The following is a 17,705-nucleotide window of genomic DNA, read 5'->3' as shown; positions in this document are numbered from 1 at the left end:
ACCGCGCCCGTCGTGCACATCGTCGACGACGACCGGGAGCTGTGCGCGTCGCTGGCCTGGCTGCTGGAGTCGGTCGGCATCACCTCGCGCTGCCATCACGACGTCGGCACCCAGTACGGGCCGGTCCCCTGCTCGCGAGGACCGGCCCGTCCCCCGTCCCGACACCGGCGGATCCGCCGTCACCGGATCCGCCGGTGCACGTTCACCGGGAGGTGCCGTGCGTGCCCTACCTGATCGGCCGGTGCACGTTCTCCCGCTGCGCGGGGCCCGGTGTCGCGTCCGCGATCCACGGACCGTCGCCGCTGGGGTCGATGACGCCCTCCTCCAGCCAGGTGTACGTACCGGTCAGCACCCCGGCCACGACCTTGCGGTCCAGGTCGTCGGTGTTGGTCCACAGCCTGGCGAACAGCTCCTCGACCCGGATCCTGGCCTGCCGGCAGAACACCTCCGCCAGCTGGTGCGCCTCGCGGCCGTGCTCGCCGGTGGCCTTCAGGTGCTCGGCCCGTACGCACGCGGCGCTCATCGCGAACAGCTCGGCGCCGATGTCCACGATCCGGCCGAGGAAGCCCTGCTTGGTCTCCATCCGGCCCTGCCAGCGCGACATCGCGTAGAACGTGGAGCGCGCGAGTTTGCGGGAGTTCCGCTCGACGAACCGCAGGTGCGTCGCCAGCTCGCCGAACTCCGCGTACGTACCGGGCACCTGGCCCGGCCCGGCGACCAGCTTGGGCAGCCAGCGGGCGTAGAAGCCGCCGGCCCGTGCCGCCGCCTTCCCCTTGTCCTGGAGGGACTTGTCGGGGTCGATGAGGTCACCGGCGACGGAGAGATGGGCGTCCACCGCCTCGCGGGCGATGAGCAGGTGCATGATCTCCGTCGAGCCCTCGAAGATCCGGTTGATGCGCATGTCGCGCAGCACCTGCTCGGCGGGGACCGCCCGTTCGCCGCGCGCGGCGAGCGACTCCGCGGTCTCGAAGCCCCGGCCGCCGCGGATCTGCACCAGCTCGTCCGCCATCAGCCAGCCCATCTCCGAGCCGTAGAGCTTGGCGAGGGCCGCTTCGATGCGGATGTCGTTGCGGTCCTCGTCGGCCATCTGGGAGGAGAGGTCGACGACGGCCTCCAGCGCGAAGGTGGTGGCCGCGATGAAGGAGATCTTCCCGCCGACCGCCTCGTGGTGGGCGACCGGCCTGCCCCACTGCTCGCGCACCCCCGACCACTCGCGGGCGATCTTCAGGCACCACTTGCCGACGCCGACGCACATCGCGGGCAGCGACAGCCGGCCCGTGTTGAGCGTGGTCAGCGCGATCTTCAGGCCCGCACCCTCCGGCCCGATGCGGTTCGCTGCCGGTACCCGCACCTGATGGAAGCGGGTGACGCCGTTCTCTATGCCGCGCAGGCCCATGAAGGCGTTGCGGTTCTCCACGGTGATGCCGTCCGAGCCCGCCTCGACGACGAAGGCGGTGATGCCGCCCTTGTGCCCCTCGGACTTCGGTACGCGTGCCATCACGACGAGCAGGTCGGCCACGACTCCGTTGGTCGTCCACAGCTTGACGCCGTCCAGTACGTAGTCGTCCCCGTCCGGTACGGCCATGGTGGCCAGCCGGGCCGGGTCCGAACCTACGTCCGGTTCGGTGAGCAGGAACGCGGAGATGTCCGTACGGGCCAGCCGCGGAAGGAACTGGTCCCGCTGCTCCTGTGTGCCGAACAGTTTCAGCGGCTGCGGTACGCCGATCGACTGGTGCGCGGAGAGCAGCGCGCCGATCGCGGGGCTGGCGGAACCCACCAGCGCCAGCGCCTTGTTGTAGTACACCTGGGTGAGCCCCAGGCCGCCGTACTTGGTGTCGATCTTCATGCCGAGCGCGCCGATCTCCTTGAGACCGTTGATGGTCTCGTCGGGGATCTGCGCCTCGCGCTCGATGCGCGCACCGTCGATCTTCGTCTCACAGAAGTCGCGGAGCTTGGCGAGAAACTCCTCACCACGCTGGACCGCTTCCGCGGCAGGGGTGGGGTGGGGGTGGATGAGGGCGAGCCGAAAACGCCCCAGGAACAGCTCCTTGGCGAAGCTGGGCTTCCGCCAGTCCTGTTCACGGGCCGCCTCGGCGACCTGCCGGGCTTCGCGCTCGGAGACGTTGCGGGTGGTTGGAGCCGTCATGAGGAGGGTCACCTCACCGCGGAGTCGGTGGTCCGTACCGGTCCGCCGGGATCGGCTACCGGTCAGTGGCCTGCCCGGGCTGGCTACCGGTCAGTGCTACTTGTGAGTCTGTACCCGATCCGCACGACTTGCACCAGTCCTCGCGCACACGGACGCGGAGCCGTGACCCCGGGCCCGCCCTCCGGCCCTCCGCCGTCAGGCCCGCGGAGGATCGATCAGCCCGCGCTGGTACGCCTTCACCAGACGGCGCGGCACGGTGTACTGGCTGCCGTCGATGGTGATCGGCACCAGATCGGGCGTGCCGGCCTTCCAGTTGGAACGGCGGTGCCGGGTGTTGGCGCGGGACATCTTCCGCTTCGGGACGGCCATGGCCTGCCTCCTGTGACGAGGGGTGCGGTACGACCGCCAGCCTACATGAAAATGATTCCCATATTTACAGTAGGAGGGCCGCCCCCTGCGTCCGGGCGGACCGGAGGGCCGGGGCGCGCCCGATACGCGCCCCGGCCCTTGCTGTCCAGTGTCCGGCTCTTGTGCCGGAAGCGTCAGAGTTCCAGCCCGGTCATCACCATCACTCGCTCGTAGGTGTAGTCCTCCATCGCGTAGCGGACGCCCTCGCGGCCCACACCGGACTGCTTGGCGCCGCCGTACGGCATCTGGTCGGCGCGGTACGACGGCACGTCGCCGATGATCACGCCGCCGACCTCCAGCACCTTGTGGGCGCGGAAGGCGGTCTGCAGGTCGTGCGTGAACACGCCCGCCTGGAGGCCGTACTTGGAGCTGTTGACGGCGGCGAAGGCCGCCTCCTCGCCGTCCACCTTCTGGACGGACAGGACAGGTCCGAAGACCTCCTCGCACGCCAGCGTGGTGCCCTCGGGCAGGTCGGCGAGCACGGTCGGCGCGTACGTGGCGCCCTCGCGCTTGCCGCCGGCCAGCAGCTGCGCGCCGGCCTGCACGGCCTCGTCCACCCAGGACTCCACGCGCTCGGCGGCGGCCTCGCTCACCAGCGGGCCGACCTCGGTCGCGGGGTCCGTCGGGTCGCCGGTGACCTGCGCCTCGACGCGCTTGACGATCTTCGGCAGCAGCCGGTCGTACACGCTCGCGTCGGCGATCACGCGCTGCACGGAGATGCAGGACTGGCCGCCCTGGTAGTTGGAGAAGGTCGCGATGCGCTGCGCGGCCCAGTCCAGGTCCGCCTCGGAGGCGTAGTCGGCGAGGATCACGGCCGCGCCGTTGCCGCCCAGCTCCAGGGTGCAGTGCTTGCGCGGCACCGAGTCCATGATCGCGTAACCGACCGTCTCGGAACCGGTGAAGGAGATCACGGGCAGCCGCTCGTCCTGGACCAGCGCGGGCATCCGGTCGTTCGGCACCGGCAGGATGCTCCACGAACCGGCCGGCAGCTCGGTCTCGGCGAGCAGCTCGCCGAGGATCAGACCGGAGAGCGGGGTGGCCGGGGCGGGCTTGAGGATGATCGGCACGCCGGCGGCGATCGCCGGGGCGACCTTGTGGGCGCTCAGGTTGAGCGGGAAGTTGAAGGGCGCGATGCCGAGCACGGTGCCCTTGGGCACGCGGCGGATCAGTGCGAGGCGGCCCGCGCCGCCGCCGTCGGTGTCCAGGCGCATGGCCTCGCCGGCGTTGAAGCGGCGGGCCTCCTCGGCGGCGAACCGGAAGACCGACACGGCGCGGCCGACCTCGCCGCGCGCCCACTTGATCGGCTTGCCGTTCTCCGCGGAGATCAGCTGCGCGATCTCCTCCGTACGCTCCACCAGGCGCTTGGTGACGTGGTCCAGCGCGGCGGCGCGCACGTGCGCGGGGGTGGCGGCGAACTCGGCCTGCACCGCGACGGACGCGACCACGGCCTCCTCGACCTGCTCCTCGGTGGGCACGCTCACGGTGCCGACGGTGCGGCCGTCCCAGGGCGAGGTGACCTCGAAGGCCTCCGCGCCGGTCGCCTCTCGGCCGGCGAGCCAGAAAGCCGTGGTGGCTGCGTCATTACGGATCGGCACAGTGGTTACCGGCCCTTCTCGGTGGCGGGATGAGTGGCGCGCCGCCCGGTACGCGCGGCGGTTCCGCCACGCCCGGCCTCGGTCGCCCTTCCGGACGGGATCCACGGTAGGTGCGCACTCCCGGACCGGCGTTTGTCCGGGACGTACTACTCCACGGGCCGGGTCCTACGGATTGGCGAGTGCGGGCGGGGCCTGCGGGCCTTCGAGGCTCCGGGTGAAGTCCGCTGGTCAGGCTTCCGGGGCGAAGGTGGTCGCCTTCAGGGCCAGCCACAGTTCCATGCGGACGTCCGGGTCGTCCAGGGAGCGCCCGAGGATCTCCTCGACGCGGCGCATCCGGTAGCGCAGCGTGTGCCGGTGGACGCCCAGGTCGGCGGCGGCCGCGTCCCACTGGCCGTGCCGGGACAGCCAGGCACGCAGCGAGGCGACGAGATCACCGCGGCCGGTCGCGTCGTGGTCGTGCAGCGCGCGCAGCATGCCGTCGGCGAAGGCGCGTACGGCGTCGTCGGCGAGCAGCGGCAGGACGGAACCGGCCGCCACGTCCTCGTGCTCGACCAGCGCCCGGCCGCGCCGCCCGGCCACCGACATCGCCTGCTCGGCCTGCCGGTGCGCTGCCGCCGCCGCGGCGGGACCGGCGGGCGCGGAGAGGCCGGCGGCCAGGCCCGGGGTGCCGCGGAGGGCGCCGGGCACGTTCTTGGGGGCGCTCGCGCCTGCGCGGGCCTCCAGCGCCGCGGCGTGTGCCGCGCACGCCTCGGCCGCCGCGCCGCCGTCCGCCACGAGCACCGTCAGCCGGGAGCCGTCCGGGACCGCGAGCACCGCCTCACCGCTGCGGGCCGCCGCCGACTCCATCGCGTCGGCCAGCGCGTCCAGCGTCGCCGTCGCCTCGGCCGCGGGCCGCTCCTCGCCGCCGCTCCCGGGCACCGGCCGGGCCACCAGCACCCGGAACGGCGCGTCCAGCAGCCCGCCGTACAGCCGCCCGGCCACGCCGCGCGCGTGGTCCGGCTCGCCGGCCAGCAGCATCCGCAGCACCGCGGCGCCGAGGCGCTGCTCGGCCTCCTGCAGCGCGCGGGACCGCTCGGTGGTCAGGGTGAGCAGAGCGACGGCGGAGTGCACGGCGTACCGCTCCGCCGTGCCCAGCGGGGCGCCCGTGCCGACCGCGAGGACGCCGCGTGCCCGGCGGCCCGTGCCCAGCGACTGCAGCTCCACCCGGTCCTCGCCCTCGGCGTCCGGGACCACCGAACTCGCGGGGGCCGGGCGTTCGCGCAGCTTGCCGATGGCGTCGGTGAGCCGCGCCGCGCGGCGGGCCGCCCAGTCGGGGGCGGCGGCGACCACCGCGCCGGAGGCGTCGTACAGGGCTGCCCAGCCCTTCAGGTGCGCGGCGAGGCGGGCGAGCAGCTCCGCCGGGCCCTCGGCGGACAGCGCCGCGCGGGTCAGCTCCCGCTGCGCCTCGAACCCCTCGGTCACCGCGCGGTACTGGTCGGCGGCCACGGACGCCGAGACGGCCTTGCTGATCGCGACGAACGGCGTCCGGCGGGGCACCGCGAGCAACGGGAAGTCCTCCTCGCGGGCCGCGGTGAGCAGCGCCTCCGGCACGTCCTCGTAGTTCACCCCGACCGCGAAGCCGAGCCCCACGACGCCCGCACCCGCGATGCGCCGTACGTACCGCCGGGCCACCTCCGGATCCTCCGCGTCCAGCTTGAGCGCGGTGATCAGGAGCAGCTCGCCGCCCTCCATGTACGGGACGGGGTCGATCAGCTCGCTCACGTGCGCCCAGCGGACGGGGGTGTCCAGCCGGTCCTCGCCCGCGAGCACGGTCAGCTTGAGCGCGGAGTGGTGGGCGAGGGAGGCGAGGGTGTGAGGCATGGGACCTTCGATGCGCGTGCGGCGGGAGCCGGGAGTTTTCTCCGTCCCGTATGAACGACCACCTCCGATTCTGCCTCAACGGAGGAATACCGGCGCCCGCATCCGCAGCCCGAGGACGGCGGATGCGGGCCAGCGCGCCACCGGCCTGCTACCGGCTCACCCCCGCAGGTCGACCAGTACCGGCGGGGCCGTCTCCCCCGTCACGGACGTCACCGACAGCACCGCGTGCCCGGCCGGTACGGCATTGGCCAGATCCGACGCCGACCACCGCTCCCGCTCCACGGTCCGCACCGTCACGGCCTTCGCCGTCACGTCCTTGCCCGTCACCAGCCGCCTGATCGAGTGCATCAGCTTGGTGAACGGCTCGTCGGAGACGATCTGCCGGTCGGTGACGTCCCGGGTCTCCACCCACGCCTTGCCCCACACCTCGGCGAACCGCGCGCCGTCCCACGTCGTCACGCCCGCGAACGCCATCCGGCAGCCGACCGTGCCCAGCAGCGCCCCGCGCAGCTGCTCCGGTACGTCGTCCAGCGCCCGCAGCGTCAGCACGACCCCGGCGTTGGCCGACCGCAGCCGCTGCAGCCCCCGCAGCGCCTCCTGCGTGACGACATGCGAGGCGTCGTCGAGCACGAGACACGCGAACACCGACCGGTCGGCCCGCGCCACCGCGCACTCCGTGAACTGCGCCAGCACCAGCCGCGCCAGAATCCGCGACGCGTCGGCGTGCCCGCGCTCCGGCAGGTCGATCCGTACCCGCAGCGGGCGGTCCAGCGCGCGCAGCGACACCTGGCGCGTCTGCCCGGTCGGGTCGAAGAACCCGGCGAACGCTGGCCGGTCCAGCAGCGCGATCCGGTCCGCGAGCAGCGCCCCGGCGTCCCCGGCCCGCGCCGCCTGCCGCTCCCGCGCGTCCAGCTCGCGCAGGGCGCCCTGCTCCCCCGCCGTCGCCAGCGCGGTCCGCAGCGCGGTCATCGCCTCCGGCGCCCTGTCCAGCAGTTCCCGCAGCTCGGCCACCCCGGGGAACCGCCCGTGCGCCGTCCGGAACGGCCCGAGCAACTGCCCCAGCACCGTCGCCGCCCGCCGGCTCTCACCCCCCGGCGCCCCCGCGACCACATCCCCCACCAACGCCTCCGCCAACACCGCAGCCGCCTCGTCCGGATCACTCGTACCGCCGTAGAGGTCGAGGTCGCAGGGGGATTCGCGGTGCCCGACGCGGACGACGGCATCGAACGCGTCGTCCCCCGCCGGCCCGGCCCCGGCCGCGCCGACCGAGACCACCGCGGCCCGGCCGGCGAGCGCCTGCAGGCACATCGTCTCCAGCACGGGGCGTACCAGCCGGGTCGTCTTCCCCGCGCCGGGCGGCCCGACCGCCAGCAGCGAGGTGCCCAGCAGCCCGGGGTCGAGCGCCGCGCCGGTGCCGCGGCGGTCGTAGGGGTTGCGAAGGTCGTCGGACGCCGTACCGAGGCGGACCTGGCCCGTGAGCAGGTCGTGCCGTGCGGTGCGCACCGGCAGGTCGCGCGCGCCGGAGGGGTGGCCGCAGGCGGCGGAGCCGTGCCGCTGGACGTTCTCGACGAAGGCGGGGAAGCGGCTCGTCTGCACCCGTACGGACTGCCAGGCGCGGGTGATCCGCGCATGGTCCACGTCGTTCATCAGCCCGGCCCGCGCCTCCCGGGCCAGCCGCTCCGCAGCGTCCCCGGCCCCCGCGGCCCGCAGCTCCGCCCACTCGGCCTGGTCGACCTGGAGGACGGGGGCGTCGGCCTCGGCCGTGGCGGTGGACTCGCCGCCGCGGCGCCACCCCGGCGGGGCGTAGCGGCGCCACACCTCGGGCCAGCACCCGAACGGGGCGAGGACGGCCAGCACGATCACGAGGTCGATGAGCGAGTAGCTCGTGCGGTAGTAGAAGTACGACGCCGGATCGCCCGAGTCAGGGGTCAGATTCGCGAGCTGGAGCATGAGGAGCGACGAGGCACGCGATTCGTCGGTGCACCACTCCCACAGCAGCCAGGCGACGGCCAGCGCCACCACGGCGCGCAGGAGCAGCGCGCCGCCGGGGAGGGAGCCCGGGTCCTTCGGGGCCAGCCACCCCGGCAGCCGCTTCCACACCCGGCGGCCCACGGGGGCGAGGAGCCGCCGGAAGAGCGCCGGCCACCGGCCCACGCGGCCGAAGAGGACGACGATCACGCCGAGGATCAGCGCCATGTAGACGAAGGACGAGACGACGCCGGCGTTACCCTCCCGCCAGGAGTCGGGCAGCATCACTTCCAACGGCCACTTCCAGTAGGGGCCGAGATAGTCGTTCATCAGCAGCGACCACAGCAGCCACGCGCACAGGAACGAGATGACGGCCCCGGCGATGAGCTGCGGAACCGCGATCTCGTGCGGCTCCTCCTTCGGCCGGACCCGGTGTTCGAAGGACCAGATGCCCGGGCCCGCCAGGACACGGGGGGCGCGGAGCCAGGCCATGAAGGGCGACTCCGGCGCGCCGGGAGCCGTGGTGGGCTTCGGCGGTACCGGCACCGCACCGGGCGGCCCCCCGGCCTGCGGGCCCGGGGGTCCCCCCGCCGGTCGGGGGATTCCGGCCGAGTGGGTGTTGCGTGCGTCGTGCGTGCCCTCGGTGTCCATCCGGTGTCCCTGTTCCCCCTAGTCAGCGGTGGCGGTGCGGTGGGCGGTGTGCCGCGGATCAATCTACTGGCCGTACGCCGTGGGCATACCCCGCTCGTGCACCGGGACCGCACTGCGCGCGCCCGGCCCGCGCTATGTCCGGTGCGGACAACGCGACCCCCGTACTTCTCCCGAACGGTGCATGCCCCGGCCACCGGACCGCCCCTAGCCTGCGAACGCAACCCCTTAGTACGTCACGTAGTACGCCGCCTCAGTGCATCCGCGTCCGCGTCCTCGTTCCTCCAGGAGACTCCCATGACCGAACTGACCGGAGGCCCCGCCCTCCCCCAGGAGCGCCGCGTCGTCACCGCGATCCCCGGCCCCAAGTCGCAGGAGCTGTGGGAGCGCAAGTCGGCCACCGTGGCGGCCGGCGTCGGTGCGGTCCTGCCCGTGTTCATCAAGCGCGCCGGCGGCGGTGTCCTGGAGGACGTGGACGGCAACTCGCTGATCGATTTCGGGTCGGGTATCGCGGTGACCTCGGTCGGCAGCAGCGCGGAGGCCGTCGTGCGGCGCGCCACCGCGCAGCTCGCGGACTTCACCCACACCTGTGCGATGGTCACGCCGTACGAGCCGTACATCGAGGTCTGTGAGCAGCTCGCCGAGCTGACCCCGGGTGACCACGAGAAGAAGTCGGCGCTGTTCAACTCCGGCGCCGAGGCCGTCGAGAACGCCGTCAAGATCGCGCGTGCGTACACGAAGCGGCAGGCCGTGGTCGTGTTCGACCACGGGTACCACGGCCGTACGAACCTGACGATGGCGCTGACGGCGAAGAACATGCCGTACAAGCACGGCTTCGGGCCGTTCGCGCCCGAGGTCTACCGGGTGCCGCTGGCCTACCCCTACCGCTGGCTGACCGGCCCGGAGAACTGCGCCCAGGAGGCCGCGGACCAGGCCGTCTCGCAGATCACCAAGCAGATCGGCGCGGAGAACGTCGCCGCGATCATCATCGAGCCGGTGCTCGGCGAGGGCGGCTTCATCGAGCCGGCCAAGGGCTTCCTGCCCGCCATCTCCAAGTTCGCGAAGGAGAATGGAATCGTCTTTGTCGCGGATGAGATTCAGTCCGGGTTCTGCCGGACCGGACAGTGGTTCGCGTGCGAGGACGAGGGCATCGTCCCGGACCTGATCACGACCGCGAAGGGCATTGCCGGTGGCCTGCCGCTGGCGGCCGTGACCGGCCGCGCCGAGATCATGGACGCCGCGCACGCGGGCGGCCTGGGCGGCACCTACGGCGGCAACCCCGTCGCCTGCGCCGCCGCCGTCGGCGCCATCGAGACCATGCGCGAGCTGGACCTGAACGCCAAGGCCAAGCGCATCGAAGAGATCATGAAGTCGCGCCTGACGGCCCTGGCCGAGAAGTACGACGTCATCGGCGAGGTCCGCGGCCGCGGCGCGATGATCGCGATCGAGCTGGTGCAGTCCGGCTCGAAGGACCCGAACCCGGAGGCGACCGCGGCGCTGGCCAAGGCCTGCCACCAGGAGGGCCTGCTGATCCTCACGACCGGTACGTACGGCAACGTCATCCGCTTCCTGCCGCCGCTGGTCATCGGCGAGGACCTGCTGAACGAGGGTCTGGACATCCTGGAGTCGGCCTTCGCGGCCCTCTGATCCGCCCCGCTGATCCGCCCCGCCGCCTGGTTCAGGTGAGCGAAGAACCGAGCGCCCGTCCGCATGCCGGCACGGGCGCTCGGCGCATCCCGGATACGGAATGCGGGCCACCGGCCCGAAGTGGCGAGACCGCGTGAAGAAGATGTGCGGGGCCGATGGCGGGTGGGTGATCCGCCTGTCGGAGGGGCACCGCTCTGCCGTACGGTTTCTGCAGATGAGAGAAACACCCCGCTCGCAGGGGACTGCGAGCGATGCCCGGTCGGCGCTTCCCCGGCTTCGACCTGGCTGTGCCCTCGCGCACACCACCGGAGCCCCAGGCTCCGGGATTCCTCACCGATCGGATGGCCGCCCGCCCCAGACCCCCCGGGGCGCGCGGTTCGCCGGTCAGCACGGCCGCCCCGGAACCACCCCCCCTGTTCCGGGGCGGCCGGCCTCTCTCCCCGCGTACGCGTGCACGCTGGCCGCGTCGCTTCTCCTCTTCGCCTTCCTGACCTGGCAGGTCGCCGCCCATGGGGCGCTGCTGCGGCTGGACGCAACGCTGGACCGGGTCATGCTGGGCCGGTCCCTGCCCGCGCCGCTCGCCGAACTCCTCGCCGATCTGGGCAACATGACGGTGGCACTGCCGGTGCTGCTGATCGCCGCCGGGTACGGGGGATGGCGGGCCCGTGCCGCCGGACTCCCCCGCCGGTGGCTGCCGCCGCTCGCCGCCGCCGTCGCCATGGCCCTGGTCCCGGCGCTGGTCGGGCCGTTGCAGGCCGCCCTGGCCCGGCCGGCCCCGCCGGGCGGGCCGGTCGGCGGGACCGGGTTCTACCCCTCGGGGCACGCCGCGACCGCCGCCGTCGCGTACGGGGCGGCCGCGCTGCTCCTGCTCCCGTACGCGGCCGCCCCGTACGCCCGGCGCCTGCTGATCACCGCGGCGCTCGTCCTCGTCCTCGCCACCGGCCCGGGCCTGGTCGTCCGCGGCTACCACTGGCCCGTGGACGTCCTCGGCTCCTGGGCCCTGTCGGCGGCGCTGCTGACGGTCCTGTACGGCGTGCTGCACGGCATCCGCCGGCGGCCCGACGCGCAGGACGCCACGGCCGCCTCGTAGCAGGGAGCCGGGCCGCCCTCAGGGGTCGCCCGCCACCCGCGCCGCGGCCTCGTGCAGGGCCAGTTCCAGGACGCCGGGGTCGGTGAGGGTGCCGTGGCCGTCCGGGGGGATCAGCCAGCGGGTGCCGCCGGAGGCGCGGCCCGGGTAGGGGACGACGATCCAGGTGCCGCGGCCGGCACCGCGTACGCCCGTGCCCAGCCAGCGGGCCGCCGTGCCCGGCGGGACGAAGAACCCCATGCGGCTGTCGCCGAAGTCGGCGAGCACCGGGCCCGGGCGGTCGAGGCACCGGGTGAGCACGTCGAGCGCGGGATAGCCCAGGGACCCGGGGATGATCAGTACGTCCCAGGCCAGTCCGGCGGGCAGGAGCGCCACCCCGAGCGGATTGCGCTCCCATTCGAAGCGGCAGGCCTCCGGGTCCGGCGCCACCGACACGAGCCATTCCACGGCGCGCTTGTCCCCCGTGGGGTCCATCTCTGCCTCCCTCACTCGCTCACCGGCCCGTCGGGGCCGCGTTCCGAGAGGGAGAGCGGGCTGCCGCCGCGTTCTTACACGGGTTGATCAATGATCTTGGGGTGGTGTGGTGCACCGCTTCGAGGAAGCGGTGCGCGGGCGCGCCTCGGAGACACGCCCGCGCCGGCCGGGAGACGGCTGTCAGCTGTCGAAGCCCATGCCCACCTTGTCCATCGCCTTCAGCCAGAGGTTCCGCTTGCCGCCGCGCGCGTCGGCCCGGCTCATCGACCACTGGGTGATGCCGATGCCGGCCCAGCGCAGTGGCTCCGGCGGGAACGGCAGCGGCTTCGTGCGGACCATCTCCAGCTCCGTGCGCTCGGTGCGCTCGCCGGAGAGCAGGTCGAGCATGACGTCGGCGCCGAAGCGGGTGGCGCCCACGCCGAGGCCGGTGTAGCCCGCGGCGTACGCGACCCGGCCGCCGTGCGCGGTGCCGAAGAACGCCGAGAAGCGGGAGCAGGTGTCGATCGCGCCGCCCCAGGCGTGGCTGAAGCGGACGCCCTCCAGCTGCGGGAAGCACTGGAAGAAGTGGCGGGCGAGCTTCTCGTACGTCGCCGGGTGGTGGTCGTACTCGGCGCGGACGCCGCCGCCGTAGCGGTAGACGATGTCGTAGCCGCCCCACAGGATGCGGTGGTCGGCGGTGATGCGGAAGTAGTGGAAGTGGTTGTTGCTGTCGGAGAGGCCCTGACGGTTCTTCCAGCCGAGGGCGGCGAGCTGCTCGCCGGTCAGCGGCTCGGTCATCAGGGCGTGGTCGTAGACGGGGACGACGTACGGGCGGACCCGGCGCACCAGATGGGGGAAGGCGTTGGTGCCCAGCGCCACGTGGCGGGCGAAGACCCGCCCGTAGGGCGTGCGGACGGCCATGCCGGTGCCGTCGGTGGCGAGGTCGGTGGCGCGGGTGTGCTCGTAGATCCGTACGCCCTGGTCCAGGCAGGCCTGCTTCAGGCCCCAGGCGAGCCGCGCGGGGTGGAGCATGGCGACGCCGTCGCGGTTCCACAGGCCGGCCAGGAAGGTCGGCGAGTGGACCTCGGCGCGTACGGCGTCCCGGTCGAGGAAGTCGTACCCGCCGAGGCCGAGGCGTTCGGCGTCCTCGGCGGCCTCGCGGAGCTCGGCGATCTGGTGCGGCTCGGTGGCCAGGTCGATCTCGCCGGTGCGCTCGAAGGCGCAGTCGATGCCGTACCGCTCGACGGCCTCCCCGATGGCGTCGAGGTTGCGGGCGCCCAGCTCTTCGAGCTTCTTCAGCTCGCCGGGCCAGCGGGCCAGGCCGTTGCCGAGGCCGTGGGTGAGCGAGGCGGCGCAGAAGCCGCCGTTGCGGCCGGAGGCGGCCCAGCCGACCTGCTGCCCCTCGACCAGGACGACATCGCGTTCCGGGTCGCGTTCCTTGGCGAGCAGCGCGGTCCACAGGCCGCTGTAGCCGCCGCCGACGACGAGCAGGTCGCACCGCTCGTCGCCGACCAGGGCCGGCAGCGCTGCGGGGCGGTCGGGGTCGTCCAGCCAGAAGGGGGTGGGGGCGGCGTCCGCGAGCGCGTGGACGGCCGGTGCGGGGGTCCGGGTGGTCTGCCCGGCGGGGTTCATGGCATCTCGTGCCATGGTTCTCAGCTCCTCTTGCGGCGTCCGGTGAGCAGTTGCCCGCCCAGGACGCAGAGCACGGCGATGAGGAACATCGCTGTTCCTATGACATTGATCTGAACGGGTGTGCCCCGTTGTGCCGATCCCCAGACGAACATGGGGAACGTCACGGTCGAGCCCGCGTTGAAGTTCGTGATGATGAAATCGTCGAACGACAGGGCGAAGGAGAGCAGCGCGCCGGCCGCGATGCCGGGCGCCGCGATCGGCAGCGTCACCTTCAGGAACGTCTGCGTCGGCGACGCGTAGAGGTCCTGTGCCGCCTGCTCCAGCCGCGGGTCCATGCTCATCACGCGTGCCTTCACCGCGGTGACGACGAAGCTCAGGCAGAACATGATGTGCGCGATCAGGATCGTCCAGAAGCCGAACTGGATGCCCATGTTGAGGAAGAGCGTGGCCAGCGAGGCGGCCATGACGACCTCGGGCATCGCCATCGGCAGAAAGATCAGGGTGTTGACGGAGGACCGGGCGCGGAAGCGGTAGCGGGCCAGCGCGAAGGCGATCAGCGTGCCCAGTACGGTCGCGCCGATCGTCGCCCAGACCGCGATCTGGAGGCTGAGGCCGAGCGAGCCGCACAGGTCGGCGACGCCGCACGGATCGGTCCAGGCGTCGGTGGAGAACCGCTGCCACTCGTAGTTGAAGCGGCCGTTCGGTTTGTTGAACGAGAAGACCATCACGATGACGTTGGGCAGGATCAGATAGGCCAGCGTCAGCAGGCCCGCGATCACCACCGCATTGCGTCGGAGCCAGCGCATCAGACCAGGTCCTCCGTCCCCGACTTGCGGATGTAGAGGGTGACCATCGCGAGGATGGCCGCCATGAGGATGAAGGAGAGGGCGGCGGCGGTCGGGTAGTCCAGGACGCGCAGGAACTGCGACTGGATGACGTTGCCGATCATCTTCTGGTCGGTGGAGCCCAGCAGTTCGGCGTTGATGTAGTCGCCGGCCGCCGGGATGAAGGTGAGCAGCGTGCCCGCGACCACGCCCGGCATGGAGAGCGGGAAGGTCACCTTGCGGAAAGTGGTGACGGGCCTGGCGTACAGGTCGCCCGCCGCCTCGTGCAGCCGGGGATCGATCCGCTCCAGACAGGTGTAGAGCGGCAGGATCATGAACGGCAGGAAGTTGTACGTGAGACCGCAGACCACCGCGAGCGGGGTGGCGAGCACCCGGGTGCCCTCGGTGAGGCCGATCGCGCTGGTCACGTCCAGGATGTGCAGCGAGGTCAGGGCGCTGACGACGGGGCCGCTGTCGGCGAGGATCGTCTTCCAGGCGAGCGTGCGGATCAGGAAGCTGGTGAAGAACGGCGCGATGACCAGGATCATCACGACGTTGCGCCAGCGGCCCGCCTTGAAGGCGATCAGGTAGGCGAGCGGGTAGCCGAGGACCAGGCACAGCACCGTCGCGATGGCGGCGAAGAGCACCGAGCGCAGGAACTGCGGCCAGTACTCCCCCAGCGCGTCCCAGTACGTGGCGAAGTGCCAGGTGACCTTGAAGCCCTCTTCGAGGGAGCCGGTCTGGATCGACGTGGACGCCTGGTAGACCAGCGGCGCGGCGAAGAAGACCAGCAGCCAGAGGATGCCGGGCAGCAGCAGCCAGTACGGTACGAGCCGCTTGCGCAGCGCCGGCCTGCGCACTTCGAGGGCGGGCCGCGGCTCCGGCGGCGCCTCGGTGGCGGCGCTCACGCGGCCTCCTCGTCCACGTCGGCGCCGGCGGCGATGTCCTGGTCGGCGGAGAGCCCGAAGGTGTGCGCGGGGTTCCAGTGCAGGATGACCTCGGCGCCCGGCACCAGCCGGCCGTCGCGCTCGATGTTCTGCTCGTAGACGGCCAGTTCACCGGCGCCGCCGGCGTCGATGACGTACTGCGTGGAGACGCCGATGAACCCGGCGTCCTTGATGCGGCCCGGCAGCCGGTTGAAGCCCTCGGGCACGGACCCCGCGTCGTCGGCGTGCGCGAGGGCGACCTTCTCGGGGCGTACGCCCGCCAGCACCTTCTCGCCCGTACGGGCGCTGCCCGCGGAACATCGCGCGGCGGGCAGCCGGAGTTTGGCGTCCCCGGCGGTGAGCAGCAGGTGCTCGCCGCCGGCCTCGGCGATCTCGGCGGTGATCAGATTGGAGGTGCCGAGGAAGTTGGCGACGAAGGTGGTGCCGGGGTTCTCGTAGAGGTCGGCGGGCGCGCCCAGCTGCTCGACCTTTCCGCCGTTCATCACCGCGACCGTGTCGGCCATCGTCATGGCCTCCTCCTGGTCGTGCGTGACGTGCACGAAGGTGATGCCGACCTCGGTCTGGATGCGCTTGAGTTCGAGCTGCATCTGGCGGCGCAGCTTGAGGTCGAGGGCGCCGAGGGGCTCGTCCAGGAGGAGCACCTGCGGGTGGTTGATCAGGGCGCGGGCCACGGCCACTCGCTGCTGCTGGCCGCCGGAGAGCCGGGTGGGCTTGCGGCGGGCCATCGGCCCGAGCTGCACGAGGTCGAGCATCTCCTCGACCTGCTTCTTCACGGATCTGATGCCGCGGCGGCGCAGGCCGAAGGCGACGTTCTCGTAGACGTCCAGGTGCGGGAAGAGGGCGTAGTTCTGGAAGACGGTGTTCACCGGGCGCTTGTAGGGCGGCAGCGCGGTGACGTCCTTGCCGGCCAGCTCGACGGTGCCGGTGGTGGGCTCCTCCAGGCCCGCGATCATGCGCAGGGTGGTGGTCTTGCCGCAGCCCGAGGCGCCCAGGAGGGCGAAGAAGGAGCCGGCGGGCACGGTGAGGTCCAGCGGCTGGACGGCGGTGAAGGAACCGTAGGTCTTGCTGATCCCGGTGAGGCGGACGTCGCCGCCGCTGCTGTCGGTCGTCGCGAGATCGGTCATGTATCAATTCCCGGGGCGGTGTCGTCGGTGGGCTGAGGAGGGACCGGGCCGGGTGGTCAGGCGCCGGTGAGATCGGAGAACTTCTGCGCGAACTCCTTGTTCTCCTTGCTGCTGAGCGCGCGGAAGGCGTGCGACTTGGCGGCCATTTCCTTGTCGGGCAGGACCAGCGGGTTGTCCGCCAGCTTTTTGTCGATCTTCACGAGTTCCTCGCGCACGCCGTCGACCGGGCAGACGTAGTTGATGTACGCCGCGATCCGGGCCGCCACTTTCGGCTCGTAGAAGTAGTCGATCAGCCGCTCGGCGTTCGCCTTGTGGCGCGCCTTGTTGGGCACCATCAGGTTGTCCGTCGAGGTCATGTAGCCGGCGTCCGGGACGACGTACTCGATGTCGCTGTTGTCGTTCTGGAGCTGGACGATGTCGCCCGCCCAGGCGATACAGGCCGCCAGGTCGCCCTTGCTGAGGTCGTTGAGGTAGTCGTTGCCGGTGAAGCGGCGGATCTGCTGGGAGTCCACGCCCTTCTGGAGCCGGGCGAGCGCCGCGTCGAAGTCGTCGGCGGTGACGTCCTCGGGCCGCTTGCCCATGTCCAGCAGGGTCATGCCGACGCTGTCGCGCATCTCGGAGAGGAAACCGACCCGGCCCTTGAGCTTCGGGTCGGACAGCAGCTGGTCGACGGAGTCGACCTTCCGGCCGCCGGTGGCCTTCTTGTTGTACGCGAGGACGGTCGGGATGCCCTGCCAGGTGTAGGAGTGCGCGCGGCCGGGGTCCCAGTCCGGGTCGCGGAACTGGTCCGAGAGGTGGGTGTACGCGTGCGGCAGGTGCGCCGGGTCCAGCGGCTGGATCCAGCCCAGCGAGATCATCCGGGCGCACATCCAGTCGGTCAGGCAGATCAGGTCGCGCCCGGTGTCCTGGCCGGCCGCGAGCTGCGCCTGGACCTTGCCGAAGAACTCGTCGTTGTCGTTGATGTCCTCGGTGTACTTGACCGAGATGCCGGTGCGCTTCGTGAACGCGTCCAGCGTCGGGTGGCGCTTCTCGTCGTCACTGACGTCGATGTACTCGGTCCAGTTGGAGAAGGCGACCCGCTTCTCCGTGCGCGAGTGGTCCGCTGAGGATCCCGCGTCCCTACGGCCCGCGGGCGGGATTCCGCAGGCCGACAGCGCGACCGGGCCGCCGATCGCCAGCAGCCCGGCCCCGCTCGCGCGCAGCAGGGACCGCCGGGTCAGGGCCATCCGGCCATTGGTCATGCTGCGCCGCACGGCGGCCAGTTCCGCCGCGGACAGCGGCTCGGGCTGCGCGGTGTGCTCCATACGGGGTGGCCTTTCGGGTCGGCCGGTGGTCAGCCGGTGGAGTGACGAACGGTGCGGCGAGC

Annotated in this window: 13 protein-coding genes; 2 read left to right on the top strand and 11 right to left on the bottom strand. The window is 72.1% G+C overall.

The genetic code is table 11. The features are described from left to right. Window positions 1-226: 226 nt before the first annotated feature. The 5 genes from ACIGQF_RS17600 to ACIGQF_RS17580 form a co-directional block, all read right to left on the bottom strand. Entirely contained in the window at window positions 227-2,146 is a 1,920-nt protein-coding gene (locus ACIGQF_RS17600; protein WP_399710861.1) for an acyl-CoA dehydrogenase family protein, read from the bottom strand. A 195-nt stretch (window positions 2,147-2,341) separates the two neighbouring features. After that, complete coding sequence (gene rpmF / locus ACIGQF_RS17595; protein ID WP_399710859.1) at window positions 2,342-2,515, bottom strand: 50S ribosomal protein L32; 174 nt, start codon at window positions 2,513-2,515, stop codon at window positions 2,342-2,344. 173 nt (window positions 2,516-2,688) lie between these two features. After that, complete coding sequence (locus tag ACIGQF_RS17590) at window positions 2,689-4,149, bottom strand: aldehyde dehydrogenase family protein (protein WP_399710857.1); 1,461 nt, start codon at window positions 4,147-4,149, stop codon at window positions 2,689-2,691. 228 nt (window positions 4,150-4,377) lie between these two features. Then, window positions 4,378-6,009, bottom strand: coding sequence for a PucR family transcriptional regulator (locus ACIGQF_RS17585; RefSeq protein WP_399710855.1), 1,632 nt, complete (start codon window positions 6,007-6,009; stop codon window positions 4,378-4,380). Window positions 6,010-6,165: 156 nt separating this feature from the next. After that, window positions 6,166-8,469 (bottom strand): ATP/GTP-binding protein, encoded by a 2,304-nt coding sequence (locus ACIGQF_RS17580; RefSeq protein ID WP_399710852.1) that lies wholly within the window; start codon window positions 8,467-8,469, stop codon window positions 6,166-6,168. Window positions 8,470-8,922: 453 nt separating this feature from the next. On the opposite strand from ACIGQF_RS17580, the gene gabT reads away from it, so the two are divergent. Next, complete coding sequence (gene gabT / locus ACIGQF_RS17575) at window positions 8,923-10,272, top strand: 4-aminobutyrate--2-oxoglutarate transaminase (protein ID WP_399710850.1); 1,350 nt, start codon at window positions 8,923-8,925, stop codon at window positions 10,270-10,272. A gap of 550 nt (window positions 10,273-10,822) precedes the next feature. Further along, window positions 10,823-11,362, top strand: a complete 540-nt coding sequence (locus ACIGQF_RS17570; RefSeq protein ID WP_399710848.1) for a phosphatase PAP2 family protein — start codon at window positions 10,823-10,825, stop codon at window positions 11,360-11,362. An 18-nt stretch (window positions 11,363-11,380) separates the two neighbouring features. Here the strand turns inward: ACIGQF_RS17570 and ACIGQF_RS17565 are convergent, their stop codons facing one another. From ACIGQF_RS17565 to ACIGQF_RS17540, 6 genes are all read right to left on the bottom strand, one after another. Continuing rightward, the gene (locus tag ACIGQF_RS17565; protein ID WP_399710846.1) at window positions 11,381-11,833 is read right to left on the bottom strand and encodes a hypothetical protein; all 453 of its coding nucleotides are present in this window, start codon (window positions 11,831-11,833) and stop codon (window positions 11,381-11,383) included. A 180-nt stretch (window positions 11,834-12,013) separates the two neighbouring features. Further along, the gene (locus ACIGQF_RS17560) at window positions 12,014-13,459 is read right to left on the bottom strand and encodes an NAD(P)/FAD-dependent oxidoreductase (RefSeq protein ID WP_399710844.1); all 1,446 of its coding nucleotides are present in this window, start codon (window positions 13,457-13,459) and stop codon (window positions 12,014-12,016) included. Window positions 13,460-13,464: 5 nt separating this feature from the next. Further along, the gene (locus ACIGQF_RS17555; protein ID WP_361556371.1) at window positions 13,465-14,250 is read right to left on the bottom strand and encodes an ABC transporter permease; all 786 of its coding nucleotides are present in this window, start codon (window positions 14,248-14,250) and stop codon (window positions 13,465-13,467) included. Beyond that, on the bottom strand, window positions 14,250-15,176 hold the full coding sequence (locus ACIGQF_RS17550) for an ABC transporter permease (RefSeq protein WP_399710842.1): 927 nt from the start codon (window positions 15,174-15,176) through the stop codon (window positions 14,250-14,252). The genes ACIGQF_RS17555 and ACIGQF_RS17550 overlap by 1 nt, the downstream gene beginning before the upstream one ends. After that, window positions 15,173-16,339 carry an ABC transporter ATP-binding protein gene (locus ACIGQF_RS17545; protein ID WP_399710840.1) on the bottom strand — a complete coding sequence of 389 codons (1,167 nt, stop codon included), beginning with the start codon at window positions 16,337-16,339 and terminating at the stop codon, window positions 15,173-15,175. The genes ACIGQF_RS17550 and ACIGQF_RS17545 overlap by 4 nt, the downstream gene beginning before the upstream one ends. A 56-nt stretch (window positions 16,340-16,395) precedes the next feature. After that, entirely contained in the window at window positions 16,396-17,643 is a 1,248-nt protein-coding gene (locus tag ACIGQF_RS17540; RefSeq protein ID WP_399710838.1) for a PotD/PotF family extracellular solute-binding protein, read from the bottom strand. Window positions 17,644-17,705: the final 62 nt, after the last annotated feature.

This window comes from Streptomyces sp. NPDC053560, assembly GCF_044544605.1.
In the GTDB taxonomy this organism is placed as follows: domain Bacteria; phylum Actinomycetota; class Actinomycetes; order Streptomycetales; family Streptomycetaceae; genus Streptomyces.
The sequence above is the reverse complement of the archived record's forward strand: the minus strand, read 5'-3'. Positions and strand labels throughout refer to the sequence as shown.

Excerpts from the sequence above, each read along its gene's own strand:
- ACIGQF_RS17580 (WP_399710852.1), bottom strand. The coding sequence starts at position 8,469 with ATGGCCTGGCTCCGCGCCCCCCGTGTCCTGGCGGGCCCGGGCATCTGG.
- rpmF (WP_399710859.1), bottom strand. The coding sequence starts at position 2,515 with ATGGCCGTCCCGAAGCGGAAGATGTCCCGCGCCAACACCCGGCACCGC.
- gabT (WP_399710850.1), top strand. The coding sequence starts at position 8,923 with ATGACCGAACTGACCGGAGGCCCCGCCCTCCCCCAGGAGCGCCGCGTC.
- ACIGQF_RS17570 (WP_399710848.1), top strand. The coding sequence starts at position 10,823 with ATGCTGGGCCGGTCCCTGCCCGCGCCGCTCGCCGAACTCCTCGCCGAT.
- ACIGQF_RS17565 (WP_399710846.1), bottom strand. The coding sequence starts at position 11,833 with ATGGACCCCACGGGGGACAAGCGCGCCGTGGAATGGCTCGTGTCGGTG.
- ACIGQF_RS17540 (WP_399710838.1), bottom strand. The coding sequence starts at position 17,643 with ATGGAGCACACCGCGCAGCCCGAGCCGCTGTCCGCGGCGGAACTGGCC.
- ACIGQF_RS17545 (WP_399710840.1), bottom strand. The coding sequence starts at position 16,339 with ATGACCGATCTCGCGACGACCGACAGCAGCGGCGGCGACGTCCGCCTC.
- ACIGQF_RS17585 (WP_399710855.1), bottom strand. The coding sequence starts at position 6,009 with ATGCCTCACACCCTCGCCTCCCTCGCCCACCACTCCGCGCTCAAGCTG.
- ACIGQF_RS17560 (WP_399710844.1), bottom strand. The coding sequence starts at position 13,459 with ATGGCACGAGATGCCATGAACCCCGCCGGGCAGACCACCCGGACCCCC.
- ACIGQF_RS17600 (WP_399710861.1), bottom strand. The coding sequence starts at position 2,146 with ATGACGGCTCCAACCACCCGCAACGTCTCCGAGCGCGAAGCCCGGCAG.
- ACIGQF_RS17555 (WP_361556371.1), bottom strand. The coding sequence starts at position 14,250 with ATGCGCTGGCTCCGACGCAATGCGGTGGTGATCGCGGGCCTGCTGACG.